General features: G+C 64.7%; 20 protein-coding genes and 1 pseudogene. 8 read left to right on the top strand and 13 right to left on the bottom strand.

Features of this window, described 5'->3' with window-relative positions:
* The coding region (locus JWP83_RS23885; RefSeq protein WP_297735863.1) for a hypothetical protein at positions 1–236 on the top strand (236 nt) is incomplete at its 5' end.
* A 259-nt stretch (positions 237–495) separates the two neighbouring features.
* On the opposite strand, the gene JWP83_RS23880 is transcribed toward JWP83_RS23885, so the two are convergent.
* Entirely contained in the window at positions 496–3,021 is a 2,526-nt protein-coding gene (locus tag JWP83_RS23880; protein ID WP_297735860.1) for a GAF domain-containing protein, read from the bottom strand.
* Positions 3,022–3,308: 287 nt separating this feature from the next.
* On the opposite strand from JWP83_RS23880, the gene JWP83_RS23875 reads away from it, so the two are divergent.
* From JWP83_RS23875 to JWP83_RS23865, 3 genes are all read left to right on the top strand, one after another.
* Positions 3,309–3,512 carry a hypothetical protein gene (locus JWP83_RS23875; RefSeq protein ID WP_297735857.1) on the top strand — a complete coding sequence of 68 codons (204 nt, stop codon included), beginning with the start codon at positions 3,309–3,311 and terminating at the stop codon, positions 3,510–3,512.
* Positions 3,512–4,000 carry a DNA starvation/stationary phase protection protein gene (locus JWP83_RS23870; protein WP_297735854.1) on the top strand — a complete coding sequence of 163 codons (489 nt, stop codon included), beginning with the start codon at positions 3,512–3,514 and terminating at the stop codon, positions 3,998–4,000. The genes JWP83_RS23875 and JWP83_RS23870 overlap by 1 nt, the downstream gene beginning before the upstream one ends.
* A 555-nt stretch (positions 4,001–4,555) precedes the next feature.
* Positions 4,556–5,344, top strand: coding sequence for a tocopherol cyclase family protein (locus JWP83_RS23865; protein WP_297735851.1), 789 nt, complete (start codon positions 4,556–4,558; stop codon positions 5,342–5,344).
* Between the two features lie 63 nt (positions 5,345–5,407).
* On the opposite strand, the gene JWP83_RS23860 is transcribed toward JWP83_RS23865, so the two are convergent.
* The 9 genes from JWP83_RS23860 to JWP83_RS23820 are packed head-to-tail and all read right to left on the bottom strand — an operon-like array spanning position 5,408 to position 13,528.
* Positions 5,408–5,638, bottom strand: coding sequence for a hypothetical protein (locus JWP83_RS23860; protein ID WP_297735848.1), 231 nt, complete (start codon positions 5,636–5,638; stop codon positions 5,408–5,410).
* 44 nt (positions 5,639–5,682) lie between these two features.
* Positions 5,683–6,813 carry a hypothetical protein gene (locus JWP83_RS23855; protein WP_297735795.1) on the bottom strand — a complete coding sequence of 377 codons (1,131 nt, stop codon included), beginning with the start codon at positions 6,811–6,813 and terminating at the stop codon, positions 5,683–5,685.
* Between the two features lie 15 nt (positions 6,814–6,828).
* Positions 6,829–7,563, bottom strand: a complete 735-nt coding sequence (locus JWP83_RS23850) for an SDR family NAD(P)-dependent oxidoreductase (protein WP_297735792.1) — start codon at positions 7,561–7,563, stop codon at positions 6,829–6,831.
* A gap of 47 nt (positions 7,564–7,610) precedes the next feature.
* A complete protein-coding gene (locus JWP83_RS23845) occupies positions 7,611–8,666 on the bottom strand; it encodes a phosphotransferase (protein ID WP_297735789.1) in 1,056 nt (351 codons plus the stop codon).
* 46 nt (positions 8,667–8,712) lie between these two features.
* The gene (locus JWP83_RS23840) at positions 8,713–10,212 is read right to left on the bottom strand and encodes an aldehyde dehydrogenase family protein (protein ID WP_297735786.1); all 1,500 of its coding nucleotides are present in this window, start codon (positions 10,210–10,212) and stop codon (positions 8,713–8,715) included.
* A gap of 59 nt (positions 10,213–10,271) precedes the next feature.
* Positions 10,272–11,114 carry an NAD(P)-dependent oxidoreductase gene (locus JWP83_RS23835; RefSeq protein ID WP_297735780.1) on the bottom strand — a complete coding sequence of 281 codons (843 nt, stop codon included), beginning with the start codon at positions 11,112–11,114 and terminating at the stop codon, positions 10,272–10,274.
* Positions 11,111–11,908: an SDR family oxidoreductase gene (locus JWP83_RS23830; RefSeq protein WP_297735778.1), complete on the bottom strand. Its 798-nt coding sequence runs from the start codon at positions 11,906–11,908 to the stop codon at positions 11,111–11,113. The genes JWP83_RS23835 and JWP83_RS23830 overlap by 4 nt, the downstream gene beginning before the upstream one ends.
* Positions 11,908–12,723: a carboxymuconolactone decarboxylase family protein gene (locus JWP83_RS23825; RefSeq protein ID WP_297735775.1), complete on the bottom strand. Its 816-nt coding sequence runs from the start codon at positions 12,721–12,723 to the stop codon at positions 11,908–11,910. Before JWP83_RS23825 ends, JWP83_RS23830 begins: the two co-directional genes overlap by 1 nt.
* A gap of 40 nt (positions 12,724–12,763) precedes the next feature.
* Positions 12,764–13,528 carry an SDR family oxidoreductase gene (locus JWP83_RS23820; protein WP_297735772.1) on the bottom strand — a complete coding sequence of 255 codons (765 nt, stop codon included), beginning with the start codon at positions 13,526–13,528 and terminating at the stop codon, positions 12,764–12,766.
* Between the two features lie 238 nt (positions 13,529–13,766).
* Between JWP83_RS23820 and JWP83_RS23815 the strand changes: the two genes are divergently transcribed.
* The 4 genes and pseudogenes from JWP83_RS23815 (at position 13,767) to JWP83_RS23800 (ending at position 16,488) form a co-directional block, all read left to right on the top strand.
* A complete protein-coding gene (locus tag JWP83_RS23815; RefSeq protein WP_297735769.1) occupies positions 13,767–14,303 on the top strand; it encodes a TetR family transcriptional regulator in 537 nt (178 codons plus the stop codon).
* Between the two features lie 10 nt (positions 14,304–14,313).
* Positions 14,314–15,537, top strand: coding sequence for a cytochrome P450 (locus JWP83_RS23810; protein WP_297735866.1), 1,224 nt, complete (start codon positions 14,314–14,316; stop codon positions 15,535–15,537).
* A 196-nt stretch (positions 15,538–15,733) separates the two neighbouring features.
* A pseudogene (locus tag JWP83_RS23805) lies at positions 15,734–16,079 on the top strand (integrase core domain-containing protein); the annotation flags it as partial.
* A gap of 70 nt (positions 16,080–16,149) precedes the next feature.
* Positions 16,150–16,488 (top strand): EthD domain-containing protein, encoded by a 339-nt coding sequence (locus tag JWP83_RS23800; protein WP_297735766.1) that lies wholly within the window; start codon positions 16,150–16,152, stop codon positions 16,486–16,488.
* A 219-nt stretch (positions 16,489–16,707) separates the two neighbouring features.
* Here the strand turns inward: JWP83_RS23800 and JWP83_RS23795 are convergent, their stop codons facing one another.
* The 3 genes from JWP83_RS23795 to JWP83_RS23785 form a co-directional block, all read right to left on the bottom strand.
* The gene (locus tag JWP83_RS23795) at positions 16,708–17,547 is read right to left on the bottom strand and encodes an enoyl-CoA hydratase/isomerase family protein (RefSeq protein WP_297735764.1); all 840 of its coding nucleotides are present in this window, start codon (positions 17,545–17,547) and stop codon (positions 16,708–16,710) included.
* 22 nt (positions 17,548–17,569) lie between these two features.
* Positions 17,570–17,716: a 3-keto-5-aminohexanoate cleavage protein gene (locus JWP83_RS23790; RefSeq protein WP_297735761.1), complete on the bottom strand. Its 147-nt coding sequence runs from the start codon at positions 17,714–17,716 to the stop codon at positions 17,570–17,572.
* A 122-nt stretch (positions 17,717–17,838) separates the two neighbouring features.
* On the bottom strand, positions 17,839–18,065 hold a 227-nt coding region (locus JWP83_RS23785), incomplete at its 5' end, for an aldehyde dehydrogenase family protein (RefSeq protein WP_297724807.1).

The raw sequence follows: 18,065 nt of genomic DNA, 5'->3' as shown, positions 1-18,065 counted from the left end.
CCGGCGACTCGTCGGGCGAACGCGACACCGATATCCTCAAACCCGCAGCATTGCAAATGGCCGCGTTGCTTCGGTGTACACCTACGCCACTGAGTGAGCCCGAGGTTTTGATGATGTTGCAGTGGCTGAACACCATCAGCACTACAGATCAGGTGCAGGAGAGCCAGCGCATACATAGCGCCCGCAGCGCGCTGCAATCTCGTGCAGGACGCGTTGACGGCGTCCTAGGTGCGTGACTTCGTAGAGGTCGTCGAGGAACAGAGCGCTGGGCACCCCTGGGAGCGGTGTAAATCGAGCTGGTGTTTCGCCTGAGGCTCTGTGGGTTTCACTATGCCGTGATAGCGGCGGGGATGGCAACGGATTGCTCGCCTGCGTCCCCTGCCAGCTGGAATCTTTCCCCCTCACTGAACAATTTGTAAACGGGCAGACAGCGCAGCTGGCCGCAGACAGCTGCACAGACTTCGGCTGGTGCCGCCACCAAATCACCCCCCGCGCTCACGGGCTATCGAGCGGGATCGTGGCGTCCAGCGACGTCCCGCGTCCGGCCGGGCTCACAATCCGCAGTCTCCCGCCGAGGGCCTCGACCCGGTCTTTGAGCCCGATGAGCCCTGAGCCTCTGGCGAAGTCGGCGCCCCCGATGCCGTCGTCGCTGATCGACAGAGAGAGGACATCATCCTTAGCTTGCCCGCGCACGGCCACGTGGGAGGCGCGAGAGTGCTTGGCGGCATTGGTCAGGGCCTCGGAAACGACGTAATACGCGCCGACTTCGACTGAGTCGGGCAAGCGTCGGTCAATCGCAAGCTCAAGGGTGACCGGGACGGCCGAGCGGCGGGCCAGTGTCTTGAGCGCGGGACCGATTCCGCCCTTGGACAGGATCGCCGGATGAATCCCGCGTGAAATCTCTTGGAGCTCTACTGTGACACCGGTTAATCCGGACGCGATGTCCCCCAGCTGCTCTCCGAGCGCCTGCAGGTCGGCCGGCACTGACGCCTCAGTTAGATGCAGCTGCAGGCCCAGTGCGACCAGCCGTTGTTGGGCGCCGTCGTGCAGGTCGCGCTCCAGACGGCGGCGACCCTCGTCGGCGGCCGCGACGATGCGGGCGCGTGAGGCGATCAGTTCGGCGCGGGTGGCGGCGTTGGCAATCGCGGTCGCGACGAGATCGGCGAAGTCACTCATGCGCGCCTCCGTGTCGGTTGGCAACGGCTCAGGTCGTAACCAACCGAGCGCCGCCATCCCCCATACCCGTCCGTCGACAATGATCGGGACGCCCACCGTGGAACGCAGGCCCATTTTGCGTAGCCGTGCGGCGATAAAGCCGGGAGCACTCTGAAACTCCACGCCTTCCAGTCGTGCAGGTCGGCCGGTGTGAAACACCCTCGTCGCGATATTGTCGCCGTCCAACAGGTTATGGCGTTCACCGACAAGTGGTGCGCGCTTGATCCCGCGCGCGACGGCGGCCACGGCGACAACGGTGACCATGTCATTTTCAAAGCTGTTCACCGACGCGTTGCCCGCGTGCAGGCAGCGGGCCATCTCGTCTGCCACCGTGGAGAACACCTCCGAAGGGGACGTCCCGCGCGCCACCAGGGTTGCCACCCGCCGCAACGCGGCCTGCTGCTCGGCGAGCACACTCAGCTCGTCGCGGCTCGCCTGCAATGCCGCACGGGTGGCGGCATTAGCGATCGCGGTCGCCACCAGCTCGGCGAAGTCGCCGATGCGCGCCTCGGTGTCCGGTGGCAACGGCTCGGGGGCCGATGAGCCGACAACGGCTGCGCCCCAAAGGATTCCGTCGACCATGATCGGCACTCCCACCGCTGAACGAATGCCCAGCTCGCGTATCCGCGCGGCGTGGGAACCCGCAGCATCGTCGTGGCCGTCCATCCGCGCGACGCCGCCAGTGCGGAACACTCTGACGCCGACGTTGTCTCCATCCATTGCGAGTCGCAGGCCCTCGGGCAGCTTCCAGAGCCGGTCCCGGTGGTAGACGGCGAGGGGGACGAACGTGTCGCCGTCGTAACGGGATACCGTCGCGTGAACCACGTGCAAGCACCTTGCCATTTCATCGGCCACCGCGGCGAACACCGCAGACGGACTGACCGCGCGCGCCACCAGTGTCGCGACTCGTCGAAGCGCCGCCTGCTGCTCTGCCAGCTGTCCAAGGGCTTCGCGTGACTCGGCGTTCGCAATCGTGGTGGCCAGCAGCTCGGTGAAACTGGCCAGCCGCGCCGCAGTGTCGTCCGGCAACGGGTCGCGCTCGCTGCTGAAAACCGCCATCGCCCCCCACAGGCGTCCCGCCACAACGATGGGCACGCCAACCGCCGAAGCAATCCCAAGGCGACGCATGGTCGCCGCGAGCTCACCGCCCAGCTGTGAGTAGTCGTCGATGCGGGCCGTCTCGCGGCTACGGCGCACCTGCGCCAGCACGCTGGTGCCGTCCAATGACCACCGCTGGCCAACCGCAGATACCGGATCTAGGGGCGGGAAGCCGGAATAGGTGGTTGCCGTGCCGTCGGGCTCGTAGCGGGCGACGCCCACCCGCGGGACGTCGATGACTCGGGCGACCTCCTCGGCGACAACGGCGAACAGGTCGGAAGGCGCCACGCCCTGCGCGGCCAGAGTCGCGACCCGGCGCAGCGCGCCCAACTCGTCGTTGGCCACCCGGCGGTCGGTGACGTCTCTGCCCACTGCGTACATAACACCCGCTTCGGGCCAACTGCTGCCGCTCCACTCAAACCAGCGCACCGAGCCGTCGGCACAGACGTGGCGACACTCGAAGCCGACGACGGCGTTACCGGCGGCGAGCTCGGCCAGGGCGGCCTTTACCGACTCGCGGTCGCCGGGGTACACGTTCTCGACAAACGGCACGGCCAGCAGCTCGTCAAGGCTGCACCCAAGGAGGCGCGGGAACGCCGGATTGGCGCGCTTCAAGTATCCGTCGAAACCCGCGATGCAGAACGCATCATGCGACAGATCGAAGAGCCTCGCCAGCTCGTCATCGAACGAGCGGCGCCCTGGAGTCATAACAACCCAGTCTGATCCTGTTTTCCGCCCGGCAAAAGACACGATGTAAAGGCGTCAGCGATGGCGACGTGAACCGTTCTTCACGTCGGTCGGCGCAAAGCTGCTCCGCGCCGGACCTGTCGCACCGACCGCAGTCATGCCTGGCGAGTTCAACAGGTTGCTGCTAGCTGGTACGAACAGATGCCGGTTGGTGGGAAACATAGATGGGTGTCAGCGGTGACGACATCGGTTCGCAGGAAGGCGATTCTGGAGTGGCCGGATAGGGCGGGGCCGTGAGGAGTCTGACAATGCGGATCGAATTAAACTATATTGCAGCACTTTTGGCTGCGGAGGGCGCAGTAGGGGCCGTCGCCGCGCCGCCGGCTGACGGCAGCTCTTCAGGTACGCGGGCGGGCGCCTCCACAAACACCAATGCCATCGCCCTCTCGTCAGAAACGATTTCCCCGGACGCATGCGGCACGCATGACGACACCGAGAAAGGAATAATGTGATGGTTGCTTCACGCCGGTCCGAGGACGAGGTGCGGGAGTTTGATGCGCCGACCAGCCTGACGCGGAACCTGCAGAAGGTTCTCGTCGATCTCATCGAACTACATCTGCAGGGGAAGCAGGCTCACTGGAACCTGATCGGTACCAACTTCCGCGATCTGCACCTACAACTCGACGAAATCGTTGACACTGCAAGGGACGCCAGCGACACAATCGCTGAACGCATGCGCGCTCTCAACGCCACGCCCGACGGACGGTCCGACACCGTCACGGCAACCACTACATTGCCCGCCATCACGCCGGTCGAGCTCAGCACCACCGAGACGGTTGATCTCATCACCACGCGGATCTACGCCACAGTCGATACCGTCCGCGGCGTCCACGACGATGTCGACACCGCTGACCCCTCCACCGCCGACCTGCTGCACGACCTCATCAATGCTTTGGAAAAGGCCGCGTGGATGATCAAATCCGAAAACCGGAAGGTCTAGATCGCGTCGATGACGCTCGTGTTCTCGACGGCATCTTGCCGCGTCGTCTTCACCGTTTCGAGGCCTTGCGTGTTGGCGCCTGACGTCGAAGCTCGATAAACCGTCCGCCCCAAGTGAGCCTGCACGCGTCGCGCGGTCGGGCCTCAGTGCCGCTGGGTGCTAGCAGGTACGAACAGATTCCGGCTAGCAGCAGCGGTGACGGGGTGTCAGCCGTGACGACATCGGTTGGGTGGTCTGCAAATCTGCAGTGAGTAAGCACCTACCGGCCGACGAATGAGGGCAGCCCTGATGGTTTTTCTACGAAGGCCCCAACGAGCCTCTCTTGGCGGACCAGCGGCCAGCGCCTCAACCCGCATGCCACGGGCCGCGGCTCGCCTTCGGGAACTGGTCGTCGCCTATCGGCAAACCGGAGCGGACGTACCCTTCGGCGACCCATTGCCGTCGCACGGCAGTGAGATGGAGGGCTGGTTCTGGCGCGTCACCGATTCTGCCTCCGGTCGTGTCGTGGTGGCCCTGTGTAGCGTGAATCGGCATGCCGAAGGGGACTGGGCGACAGTGGCCGTCGGCCTACACCCCGGCGGGTTTCTGCGGACCGCGGCGCTCGGCGCCGCCCGAGCGGAACGGTCCCAATTCGCGTTGAGCGCCGGAACTGCTCCCGAAGCCGCCGTCACAGCGTCCGCCGACCGGCTCCAGATCGACCTAGACGACGTACACCTGGACCTGCGATTCGCCGACCAGTACGTGTGGCCCAAAGCTTTTGGCGGCGGCGGTCTCTTCTCGGCGATCCCGTTCCTCACCCAGTATTGGCATCCATACCGGCTGGGCGGCACAGCAACCGGCACGGTCGGATTCGGCGGGGCGCATTCGTCATTCGACGACGCCACACTCTACGCCGAGAAGAACTGGGGCCCAGGCTTTCCTGAACGCTGGTGGTGGGGTCAGGCACACGACTTCGGCGGCGCCGACGTGTCGGTTGCGTTCACCGGCGGCCTGCTGCAGATCGGTCCGATCAGGCGCGATGTTGGGCTGGTGGTCGTGCGGCTAGGCGACCGGCTGATCCGCATCGCCCCGCCGGCCCCGGTGCGCAGCAGGATCGGCGAGGAACGGTGGACCATTCGGGCCAGGTCGCCGCGTTACCAGATCGATCTGAACGGGGACGCCGCAGGGCTGACACCGCACGCCCTTCCCGTCCCGCTCCTCGCCGAACGGCGCAACGTCGGCGCTGCGGTCGAGTATCTGGCCGGTCGACTCCATTGCGTCGTGCGCGAATTCGGCCGGGTGGTGTTCGACGGCAGCTCCGATCTGGCGGGGCTGGAAGTGGGGAGCCTGCCAGATCATTCATGAGTGGGTTTGGCTCATGTAAGTGGCGCGCGGCAAGCTCGCGCATGATCCCGTTTCATCGCTGCATCAAAACGGTGACGTCGCAATCAACTCGGCGCGATCGAGCGCCGCTGCGCGGTGGCCGTGCGCGACCCGATACTCCTCGCTCGTGACCATGCTCAAGAAAGCTTCCCGGTAGTAATGCTCGAGGCCGTCGGGCTGCTTGAACCGCAACAAGTTGACCATGGTGACGGGAGCGTCGGACGGCAGTCCCGCCACCACACCGGTCTCCTCCGCCGGCGGCGTTATTGGACTCAAGGCGCTCATCCTTTCGTTCGGTGGCCGACTCTCTCGCGACGCTGCTATGACGGTTTGGCAACTCGATGTCCGTCCAGCAGGCCCTTCAACCCACTCGGCTGATGGGGGCCGATGGCGATCTGCTCGACCACGCCGACGCCGCGGCGGTCACCCATCGTTGCGGTTACGAGGTTTTGGATGTGGATTGAGGCGAAGTCGGTGGGATCAAAGTCGTCCAGTCTGATCGACTCGCGCCCGGTCTCGAGCGGGCCGTGGATGGTTCCGTGCCCCCAGTGTGGGTGCCAATAGCCGATGCCGCGCATGCGGAAGGTGAAAACCTTCTCGACTTCGATGAGGACTTCACCCTCGTCGGGGTGATCGAACCACAATCGCGCGCGTTTGATTTCTCGGCGTCCGGGCTCCCAGTCGAGTTCGTAGCGGATGTCGTGACATTCGCGGACGCCGGCTGCACTCCATGCGGGTGCGCCGTCGGGGATGGGATCGATGACCAGCGCGGTCTCGAGCCACCGCCTGCCGTCTTCGTGCTCGTGAACAGCCAGATGAGTGAAGCGGTCGCCGAAATGCAGTGGCGCCCAAAGCCAGAACACCTGGAACGGCATGGGCTGTCGGATGACCTGCACCTGCTCACCGATGGGGCGCACGCCCCAAGAGCGATCCCGCGTGCCCGAGACTTCGATGGGGTCGATGTGCAGCTCGTCGCCGTCGACGGTGACGGTGCCTTGCCAGGTGCCCCACTGGGTCAGACGAGTGTGGTCGGTGAGCAGGATTCCCTCGGGCGTGCGTCGTTGCTGGCGGGGTTCCTCGACGGCAACGGTCGTGGCGGCGAAGAGCAAGTCGCACGCGATGCCGTGCTCATTGGGTTCGACGACGTAGCGGATTGTGCGCATTGGGTCGACCACTTCGACGCGGATCGGCCCGACGGTGGTGGATCGGTCGATCGGCATCGCGCCGGAGGCGAAGATCGAGTGCTCCACTCCGTCGCGCACGATGCTGAATGCGGCGTCGATCACCCCGCGCACCGGGTAATGACCCATTGCCGCACCGAAGTAGAACGCTCCGTCGCGTTGGTGTCCGTTGAACCAGTACCGGTCGTAGTGGTTGATATCGCCCGTGGCGGGGTGGGCGATCGGATCGGCTGAGGGGTGGATTGGGAAGTCGTCGAACGGGCTTAGCACGGTTCCTCCAGGTGGTTAGAGTTTGGCGACTGCGCCGCCGTCGACGTCGAGCACTGCGGCGGTGATGAAAGCTGCTTCGTCGGAAGCCAGGAACGCCACGGCAGCTGCGACGTCCTCGGCGCGGCCGTGGCGCTTGAGTAATTGAATGTTTTGATAGTGGGACCAAAAGAGGCCATCCTCGCCGAGGAGACTCTGCCACTTGTCGGTCAGGATGCGCCCCGGGCGCACCACGTTGACTCGCAACCCATGCTCACCGCCACGGCCCGCGAGATGCTTTGCGAGTCCCTCGATCCCGGCCTTGCTCGCCTGGTACGCGGCAGAGGGCTGAAAGCCACCCATCCGTTCGATCTCGTGCGCGCCGACACCCATCCACGCCGAAAGCGACGAGATCACAACGATGTTTCCCTTTGTCGACACCAGATGGGGCCACGCTGCCCGACACGTGAGCATCGTGCCGTGCAGGTTGATGTCGATCAGCTCCCGCCATTGCTCGACGGGTTCGTCGGGCCAGGGCCCGATGTTGGCGCCGCCCGCGTTCGCGACGACCACGTCAAGCCGCCCATGGCGGTCCACGGCCGCATCGATGACGCCGGACACCGTCGCCTCGTCGCTGATATCCGCGGCGACAAACGTCGCCCCGTCCGGCAATGCGGACTCCGGCGCCTGGCGTGCACAGGTGACGACCGAAGCCCCTTCGCTGACAAGGCGTTCGACGATACCGCGCCCGATTCCTGTGGTCCCTCCGGTCACGATCGCAACCCGGCCCCGGTAGCGCTCAATCGCAATCCCGGACGTCGTCACAGCAGAGACATCGCGTCTAGATCGCGGATCGCCGTCGACGACCGCTCGGCCATGACGGGGAACATCCGGTCGCCCCGCGCGGTGGGCTGGGCGACGAACGCCCCCAGCACGGTGATGAGCGGGCCTTGAAACAACCCATACCGGTAGTCATCCCAGCACTGTTCGGCGCCGTAGTCGACGACTCCGAGCGCCACGAGGCGATGATGGTAAGCCTCGACGATCCCCCTCTCGCCGGCGCGACGGCTTTCGGTCGACAGACCAGTCGCCACAAGGAAGGCGACATCGCGCAGCGGGCACCCGACGGTGACGACCTGCCAATCGACGGCGACCACGGGGCGGGGGGCATCGGATCCAGCGAAGAGCAGATTATCCAGCCGGTAGTCACTGTGCAGCATGGCGAACGGCGCCGGGCGCCCCGTTGCCCAATCCACGAATCGATCAGCGAAGCGGTTCAGCGTCGCCGCGGTTTCTCGGCTCACCGCATAGCGGTCCAGGAACTGCGTGGTGGCGTCCACCAGGAACGCGGCAGCGACCTCCGGGTACGCCGCGAGATCTGGTATGAGCCAGCCGAGTTCACGAAGCGACGGGTCGTTCCATGTCGGCGCGTGCAATCCGGCGACGTTGACTGCGGCCGCACGAGCTTGATCGACAGAGCAACCTGCGATCTGGTCGCCCGGCTGCGCGGGTGCAAGGTCCTCCAGCACGAGCGTGAATCCGTCGCCGCACTCGTTCATCGCGGCGAAGTAACACCGCGGGATGTCGAGGTGCACCCGATTGGCGACCTCGCGGTAGAACGTCGTCTCGCACCGGTAGCCGAGCTGGCCGGCGGCGCGACTTGCCGGATCGGTGGCCGGCAGCTTCACGATCAGCCGGTCCGGACCTTCGCCGTCGTCGTAGCCGATGTACAGCCGAAAACACGAGCCCATCTGGCCGTTGCCAACCGGCACGGCCAACAGGCGGCAGACGGTGACGACGATGCCGCTCTGCGCAAGGACAGCAGTGATCCACGCCGGGGTGACATCGTCCACCGACTCCAGTGCCGTAGCTTCCATCAGCTATCCAGCTCCAACCCGTTTCTTTTGCAGGTGCAGATAGACGTTAGATCCGGATGAACACATTTTTGGTTCGCAGGAACTCGAAGAGTCCTTCCCGGCCGCCTTCGCGGCCGTACCCACTCTGGTTGTAGCCGCCGAACGGCGCCCCGGGGGGGAGCCCGGATGTCCCGTTGACCGAGATCGTTCCCGCTTGCAGTAGCGGTGCGATTCGGTGCACGCGGGCGATGTCGCGGGTCTGTACGAAAGCGCCCAGGCCGTAGGGGGTTGCGTTGGCGATGTCGACGGCTTGGTCCTCGGTGTCGAACGGCGTGATGGTCAGCACCGGGCCGAACACTTCCTCTTGCGCGACAGGGCTCTGGGGATCGACGTCAACGAGCAGGGTCGGTTCGATGTAGTAGCCACCGGCAATGTCGGGGGCGAGCTTATTCGGCGGCGCGGCGTGTCCCCCGCTGACCAGCCGCGCGGCGGCGCCGGTTTGTGAACGTTGTATTGCGGTGAGCACTCGCGCGTAAGCCGCCTCGTTCACCACGGGGCCCAGCGTCGTTTCGGAGACAAACGGGTCGCCCAGGCGCAGCCGCGATAACGCTTCCGTGGTTGCCGTGACCACCTCGTCGTAAACAGACCGGTGCACCAACATGCGGGTTGCCAGGACGCAGCCCTGCCCGGCCATCGTGAAACAGGACTGCACTGACAGCGCCGCGGCCGCTTGGAGGTCGGCGTCGGGAAAAACAAGGTTGGCCGACTTGCCGCCGAGTTCGAGGACGACGGGTTTTATGGTGTGCCTGGCGGCGTCGAGGATGTTTTTCGCGGTGGCGATTCCGCCGGTGAATGAGATTTTTCCGACATCGGGATGCCGGACCAAGGCTTCGCCGGCCGCGGCGCCGCCGGGCAACACATGCAGCACTCCCGGTGGCACACCGGCTTCCAGGGCCAGTTCGGCGAACCGGGCCACCGTATAGGGGGCGAGATCAGGCGTTTTCAACACTACGCAGTTGCCCGCGGCCAGCGCGGGAGCGACCTTCATGCCCACCGAGACCATCGGTCCGTTCCAGGTCAAGATGATTCCGACGACACCGTAGGGTTCGGCGAGGGTGTAGTCGAAGCCGGCGTTGAACGCCGGGGTCAGTGGAATGGTGGCGCCCTCGATTTTGTCTGACCAGCCGGCGTAGTACCCGAACCAGGCGGCGCACATGTAGGACAGACTCGTCGAGGTGGTCAGCGGGTGGCCCAGTTCGGCGGTCGTGCGTCTGCCTAGCTCCGGCAGGTCGGCCTCCACCAACTCCTCGATGCGCTGCAAGATGCGCCGGCGTTTGTCCGCAGACATTGCCCGCCATGCCGGATACGCGCGCTTAGCTGCGGCAACGGCGGCCTCGACTTCCTCGGGGCCGCTCATTGCGATGGTGCCGTTGACCGTTGCGGTGGCGGGATCGGTGTGGTCGACCTCGCCGAGGGACGTCTGGTCAAGCCATGCCCCGTCGATGAGGGGCCGGGCGATGCCGAGTTGGCGCTGCTTGGCCCGCGGGTCATCGATGATTGTGCTCATTGCTGATCCTGCATCGGCGCGTCTCCTTTGATCCGTTGATGTGTTCGGTGCTGTCGAGGTCACACGCAGAGGTCGTGTCCCATCGCCGCCAGCATCCGGTGGGCGGCGGTCAGCAGGTGATCACCGCCGGTGGCGTTTTCTGCGAGGTCGCGGGCGATGGCGACGTCTTTGCCGAGCAAGCCCGCGATGGTGCGCACGCGAGCCGACGGTGGCCGAAGGCCTCCGAGTAGCCCGGCGTACATCTGCACCGCGAAGCTGCGTCCGCTGGCGTGCTGCAGGATGCTCATCAGGGCGGTCTCATTCACGCCCAACTCGGCCGCGAGCTCGGCAGTCTCATGTGCGAGACCCAGGGTTGCCGTAAACAACAGGTTGTTGAGGAGTTTGGCCAGCTGGCCGGAGCCTAGGGCTCCGACGTGCACGACAGGGTTGCCGAAAGCGGACAGCACAGGCGCGACCGTGGTGTAAATGTCGTGATCCCCGCCCACCATCACGAGCAGCCGCCGAGCACGGGCTGCCCCGCCGCCGCCGCTGACCGGTGCGTCTAATACGTGGGCGCGGCGTTCGCTGAAGCGGTCGCCCAGTTGTCGGCAGGTGATCGGGTGCACGGTGCTGTGAATCAGCACCGACGTTCCTGGCGTGACCCCGGCCAACAATCCGTTCGGGCGCAGCGCCACCTCGACCACATCGTCGTCGTTGAGCACGCAGATGCCGACCACATCGGCCAGTTCAGCGAGTTCGGCGGGGTTGGATGCGATGCGCGCGGTGTCGGCGAACGGCTCAAGGGCCTCGGGTCGGCGGGCCCACAGCACGGTGTCATGACCTGCGTCGATGAGCGCCTGGGCCATCGGCGCGCCCTGGCTCCCGAGGCCGATGAATCCGACGGTCGGCTGGGCTGCGGTCATGGGCTGGCCAACGCGGCGATCTGGCCGTCGAGGAAGGCGTCGATGTCGTCGGCGCGCTTGCGCACGATGTCGGCAACTTCGTGGTGGGTGGTGAGGAAAAAGGTGTCGTTCTTGATGGCGTCGACGACGAGACGTCCCACTTCGGTGGCCTCAATGAGCGCCAGGGTGGGCGCCCGTATCGGTTTTGGCGTGCCGAACACAGTGACCTGTTCGGCGATGCCTGTCCGCACGGGTCCGGGGCACAGGCATGTCACTCCCACCCCGCGGGGACGGGTATAGAGCGCCAGCGACTCAGACAGTGTCACGACGGCGCCTTTGCTGGCCGCATAGGGGAGACGGTCGTAGCCGTAGGGCCACAACGCCGACGTCGATGCGGTGTTGATGATGTGACCGCGGCCCTGGGCCAGCAGTCCCGGCAGGAAGACCCGCAGGCTGCGTGCGATCGACAGCACATTGGTGTTGAAGGTCTGCGCCCAGGCCGACAGGGGCAGGTCCTCGGGCGCGCCGACGGCGATGACACCGACGTTGTTCATGACGATGTCGATGGCGCCGTACTCGGCGAGGGCCGCGTCGTGCAGGCGCTGGGTGTCCCCATCGCAGGTCACGTCACAGCCCACGGCGTGGGCGCTGCCCCCCAGGGAGACGATCTGCTCAGCGGTTCCCGCGGCTCGTTTGAGATCGATATCGGATACGACTATCCGGGTCCCTTCTGCGGCCAGCGCCAACGCGCAAGCGCGACCGATGCCGCTGCCGGCACCGGTGATGACCGCGACGGCGCCGGTGAGGTCACGCATTACCGTGCTGCCTCTTTGGCGCCACGCTGGATGCCTTCCCAGCTTTCACTGACCACCTGGTCGAGGAACTCGGCTTTGGCAAAGCCCGAATATACGGCGAAATGCAGTATCAGCTCGCGCATTTCATCGATGGTGACGTCACCGCTTTTGAGCGCGGAATAAAAGTGGGACCGGATCGGTCCGACGGTGTCGTCGAGGCCGACACAGGCCAACGTGATGAATCGGCGGTCGCGCGTCGTTAGCCCGGGGCGTTGCCACACCTCGCCGAACACAAAGTTCAAAATGCCCGCGGTGCGGTATGCCGTCGTGCGGCCCGGATAGGGGACGCAGTTGATCGCGGCGAAACACTGCTCGCCATTGCTGATTCGCGTCTCGGGATCCATCCCGGCATTCCAGACCTCCCATGGTCGGCCGTCGGGCCCGGGCTCTCCGCGCTCGGCGGCGATGCGGGACTGTTGGCGCCAGACCACTTCGTCGAGGAACGAGGCCTTGGGCCAGCCGCAGTAGACGGCGAAATGCAGAACGAACTCCTGCATTTGCTCGAAGGCCATGTCGCCGCTGCGCAGCGCCGCGTACACGTGGGCTTCAATGGGTGCGATGGTATCGGCTGCGCCCACGCAGGCCAGGGTGATCCACCGTCGGTCCCGCCGGCTCAGGCCCGGGCGCGCCCAAACTTCAGGGAAGACGAAGTCGAGCAGTCCGGCATCGCGATAGGGGCTGGCATCCGAGGCGCTGGGGACGGTCATGACGTCGCTAAAGATCGCCTCGCCTCGTCGGCGCCGTTCGGCGCTGTCGGTGGCTGCTTCGGATGTCATGTGGTTGGCCTCTCGCTGACCGTTTCAAATATGTCGATGACTAAAAGCGCATGACCCAGCCGCCGTCGACACTGATGGTTTGGCCAGTGATCCACCCCCCGGCCGCCGACACCAAAAGCAGTAGCGTGCCGACCAGATCCTCAGGAGGACCCTCGACATGGGTTTTGAGCGGGATCGGCGCTTTGATCGACTCCCGGATCGGCCCCTCGGGAAGCGCCCGCATGCCGGCGTCATCGGCAACGAGACCGGGCGCGATGGCGTTCACCGTGATGCCTTTGGCTCCCAGCTGGGACGCGAGGTTCATCGTCAGTCCGACCAGGGCGTACTTGCTGACTCCGTAGACTCCGGCGGGCTGGAAGGCGCCCGCCGAGACCATGTTCACGACTCGGCCACCGCCGCGCGCAGCCATCGCCGGCGCCGCCGCCTGCGTGCACAGCAGCGGTCCGGTCAGGTTTACCGCGATGACTCGCTCCCACCAGTCCAAGGGGAAGGTCTCCAGGGGGCCGAAGGGGATTTCTGCCATCAAGGCGGCGCTGTTGATCAGGATGTCCAGCCCACCCCAGCGCTCCGTCGTATCGGCGACGACCGCCCTCGTCCAATCGGGGTTGGTCACGTCCAGTCCGACGCCGATGGCCGTGCCGCCATCGGCGTCAATGGTGTCGGCCACCTTGGCTGCGCGTTCGTGGTCGAGGTCTGCCAGCACTACCGAAGCGCCCTGCTCGGCGAGCGCGCGGCCGAACACCGCCCCAATACCGCCCGCACCGCCAGTGATGATCGCCACTTTGCCCGTTAGGTCGGTATGCACCCACACAGACTCCGGCATCTAAGTGTCTAATGTCAACCAAGTGCCGTTTTTCGGTTTCGGCGCACGTCCGGCAGGGAAAAGCGGCGGTCGCCGGGAGCCTTGGGGCACAGCGATCGGCATTGCAGTCGACGCCCGGGGGTGTCACCCTAGTGACATGTTTCCCCTGAGTGTCTTAACTGGCGAGGAGACTGGGGCAACAAGCCGACGCGACCGCAACAAGTTGCGCACTCGGTTTCGGTTGCACCGTGCCGCGCTCGAACTGTTCGCAAACCAAGGTTATGACGCGACGACCATCGCGCAGATCACCGAGGCCGCCGACGTTTCTCTGCGGACCTTTTTTCGGTACTTCGACGCGAAGGATGAGGTGTTGTTCGCCTGCGATGAGGGTGAGCCGCCGTTCTTTCAATTGCTGCGCGACCAGCCACTTGACGTCGATGACATCGCGGCCGTGCGTGGTGCGCTTGCGGCTCTGTTGCCCCAGTCCCGCGCCGAGGAGGAGCGTACTCTGCTCCTCAAACGCGCACTGGTCTCAACGCCGGCGCTTGAAGGCCGAAACTTGGCGATTCAACGCGACTTCCAGGACAGGATCGCTCTGACGCTTGCCCAGCGGCGGGGTCTCAGCCAACCCGACGATGCGTCGCTGGTCGCTGCAGCGATCACCCAGGCGGTGATGCACTTGGCGTTTGATCGCTGGGCTGCCAACGGTGGACGCGACGACCTCCAGGCAGCCCTGCACTCGTTATTCGATCTGGTTGCGGCGATACCGTCGCGATAAGAATGTGGAAATGACGTTGCTTGAGGGTCGCGGCCTTGGCATTCAGTTGTTCGACGCAAGGTGCATCCAAGACCCCTATCCGCTCTACGAGCGGATGCTGTCAAGCGGGCCGGTGCACCGGATCGGCGATTCCGGGTTCTACGCGGTGTGCAGCTGGGACGCGATCAACGATGTGCTGGCTCGTCCCGAGGATTTCTCCGCGAATCTGACCGCGACGATGACATACCAGCCCGATGGCACGGTGGGCGCATTCGAGATGGGACCACTCGGCGGACCGACCCAGGCTCTGGCCACAGCCGACGACCCCGCGCATGCAGTCCATCGGAAGGCGTTGTTGCCGCAACTGGCAGCGAAGCGGATCCGCGCCTTCGAGCCGTTCATCGCCGAAACCGCCGATCGACTATGGAACGCCAACGTGGCCGGCGGGCGCATCGAATGGATGAGCACGATGGCGAATCGGCTGCCGATGATGATCGTGGGACGAATCATCGGCGTCCCCGACGAGGACATCGACAAGCTCGTGCGATGGGGATATGCCACAACGCAGATGGTGGAAGGGCTCGTCAACCAAGATCAGCTCTCGGCCGCAGGTGTTGCGGTGATGGAACTCGGCGGCTATATCAGCGAGCAGTTCCAACATGCTGCGGCCGATCGGCCGAACAATTTGCTCGGCGACCTGGCGACCGCGTGCGCTTCTGGCGAGCTGGACGAGGTTGCGGCGCAGGTCATGATGATCACGCTATTCAGCGCCGGCGGCGAATCCACTGCGTCGTTGATCGGTTCTGCGGCTTGGGTTTTGGTGACTCGTCCCGATATCCAACAGCAGGTACGCGATCGTCCGGAGCTGCTCGGCGCCTTCCTGGAAGAGGTGCTGCGGTACGAACCACCGTTTCGGGGCCATTACCGTCACGTCGTAAACAACACCACACTGTGCGGTGTGAATCTCGACGCGGGTTCTCGCCTGCTGTTGCTATGGGGGGCAGCCAATCGGGATCGGTCGCATTTCGACGATCCCAATGAGTTCCGGCTCGACCGTCGCAATGGCAAGGGTCACATGACTTTTGGCAAGGGAACACACTTCTGCGTCGGAGCCGCCCTCGCTCGGCTGGAGGCCCAAATCGTGCTCGGGCAGCTTCTTGAACGCACCTCGAAGATCGAAGCCGCTCAAACCGGGCGGTGGCTGCCGAGCCTGCTAGTGCGGCGCCTCGAACGCCTAGAACTTGCCTGCGAATGACACCTAATGCGCCGCGTGCCGGGGAAGTCCCGACAATACTTGGGGCCGTTGGCATCCCAACCTCGAGCGTTCACATGGTTTGCTGTACGTGGCCGTGACCAGCGGCTCACTCAGCGCCGACAGGTATCAACCGACGACACGGGCCCAACACCTTGTTTTGAACCGTTCCGGGTTTGATGCCACTTCCTTCTGTGAGAAGGATGGCCATGATGTCCAAGGTTGATTCATCACAGTGATGCCGGGTCGCCCAATATGCGTCTATTGCGTTCGCGGAAACCCTTGTTCTGGAAGGGATCGCGGCATCGATTGGTAGCATCGGCGACGCTTACGACAACGCACTGGCCGACACCACGATCGGACTGTTCAAGACCGAAGCCGTCGGCCGCGGCAGCCCGTTCCTGGCCGGCCCGTTGCACACGGTCGATGACGTCGAGTACACCACGATGGAGTGGGTCGACTGGTTCAACAACCGCCGCCTGCACAGTCAGCTCAACTACATCCCACCCGGCGAATGCGAGGCCGCCTACTACGCTCGCACCTAGGCGTCCCATCCGGCGACGCCTCAACTATGAAGCCGGCCTCAAACCGCGGCGATTCATCCAGGAGTGCCCGATGATCAAGGTTTTCGGATACCTGAAGCGCAAGCCCGGCCTGTCTCCGCAGGAGTTCGCCGACTACTACGAGCACAACCACGTACCACTCGTTCTGAGCAAGGCATTCATGCCGATGGTCTACAAGCGCAACTACATTCAGCGTGGGGATGCCTTCAACATCGAAGGTAATGAGATCAGCTTTGACTGCGTGACCGAACTCGTCTTCGCTGACCGAGACGACCTTTCCGCCTGGGTGGCCAGTCTTGGCGTCGATGAAATTGCTTTAGACGAAGAGAACTTCATTGATCGAGCCGCTACACGAGCCTACGTGGTGGACGAGCGCTCCACCGCGGACTGAGCACCGCCCCTCATGAGGCGTATCGGCCCGCCGGGGTCGCGATGTCGCGATGTCAATTCGAGCTGGCCCCGGGGGTGACGGTGTGAATCGGCTCGACGCTGTTGGATCGGTCGTTTCGCCATGGGCTGTAAGCGGTGTCGCTGTGCTGGTCGATCTGGTATGCGAGTGCGAGTTCGGCAATCCAATGTGGATCATTGAGACCGTCCCCGCCGAAGGAGACTAGAGCCGCCCTGCCAGCTGCAGGTCGGGGTGCACCCAGCTGGGCGAGCGCCGCTCCTTGAAAGCCCGAAATCCTTCGGCGGCCTCGGGCGCCCGGAGGCTGGAACGCATTCCGATGCGGTCATTCAGACCCAGATAGTTGTCCAAGCTCGCCTTCACGACACCGCGGGCGGTGGGCGCCGTGCGGCAGCACTGCGCCAGCACGTCGCGCGCAGAGTCCATCAGTTCATCGTGTGGAACCACGCGGGCGACCAAGCCCCAATTGACGGCCTCCTCGGCGGACAGGACACGACCGGTCAGCATGAGGTCCCGCGTGCGGACCGGCCCGATGACGCGGGCCAGCATCTGGCTGTAATAGGTGTCGGCGATACCTCGGAACAGTTCGGGCACCCGGAATGTCGCGCGGTCGCTCACCACCGCCATGTCGTTGCACATCGCGATCATCAGGCCACCGCCCTCGCACAGTCCGTTGACCGCCGAGACCACGGGCTTGGCCGAGGTTCGCAGCGTGTCGAACGGCAGCACAGCTTCCATCGACAACGTTGATCCGAAGTCCATCCAGTGGTCCACTCCACCACCGCCCAGATCACCGCCCGGCGCGAAGACATCGCCGGTGCCCGTGATGATCAGACCGGCCAGGTCGTTATCGGAGTTGACCCGGTTCACCGCGTATCCGATGCCGAAATACATCGCGGGCGTCATGGCATTGCGAGCTTGCGGGCGGTCCAAAGTGCAGATCGCAAAAGGCCCCTCGCGGGTGAACCTGAGGAACGGCGTGCCGAGCCAGTCGCCGTCGGGAGGGCGTGGACCGACCGTGTCGGACTGAGTGGCTTCAGACATGAATTCTCCTTACCCGTCGTCGTCAGATACCGAGATATACCTCGGCCGCCTCGTCGCCGGACACGTTGAAGTTCGATATGTGTCGGTGAACGATCGCGGCCCCGGCCTCGAAACAGGCCAGCGCGTCGGCGACGATCTCGTCTTCGGTCACGGGCACGTTCGGATTCACGGTTTTCGGGTCGCGCCGTTGATGGCGGCCTCGATGATGACTGGTTCGCGCACTGCTGCTCCTGTGCTGAAATGTGAAAGCTGCTGGGACGGTGCGAAGGTGGTTGCCCGTCGAGGGATCGCCTAATTCATTGTGGGGATGACGAATTCGGCGCCGTCTTTGATGCCGGATGGCCAGCGTGAGGTGACGGTCTTGACCTTGGTGTAGAACTGGATGGAGGCGGGGCCGTGCTGGTTGAGGTCGCCGAAGCCCGAGCGTTTCCAGCCGCCGAAGCTGTGGTAGGCCACTGGGACCGGGATGGGGACGTTGACGCCGACCATGCCGATCTGGACCCGGGAGACGAAGTCGC

Source organism: Mycobacterium sp. (assembly GCF_025965855.1).
GTDB lineage: Bacteria > Actinomycetota > Actinomycetes > Mycobacteriales > Mycobacteriaceae > Mycobacterium.
This window is presented reverse-complemented; position numbering and strand designations above follow the sequence as displayed.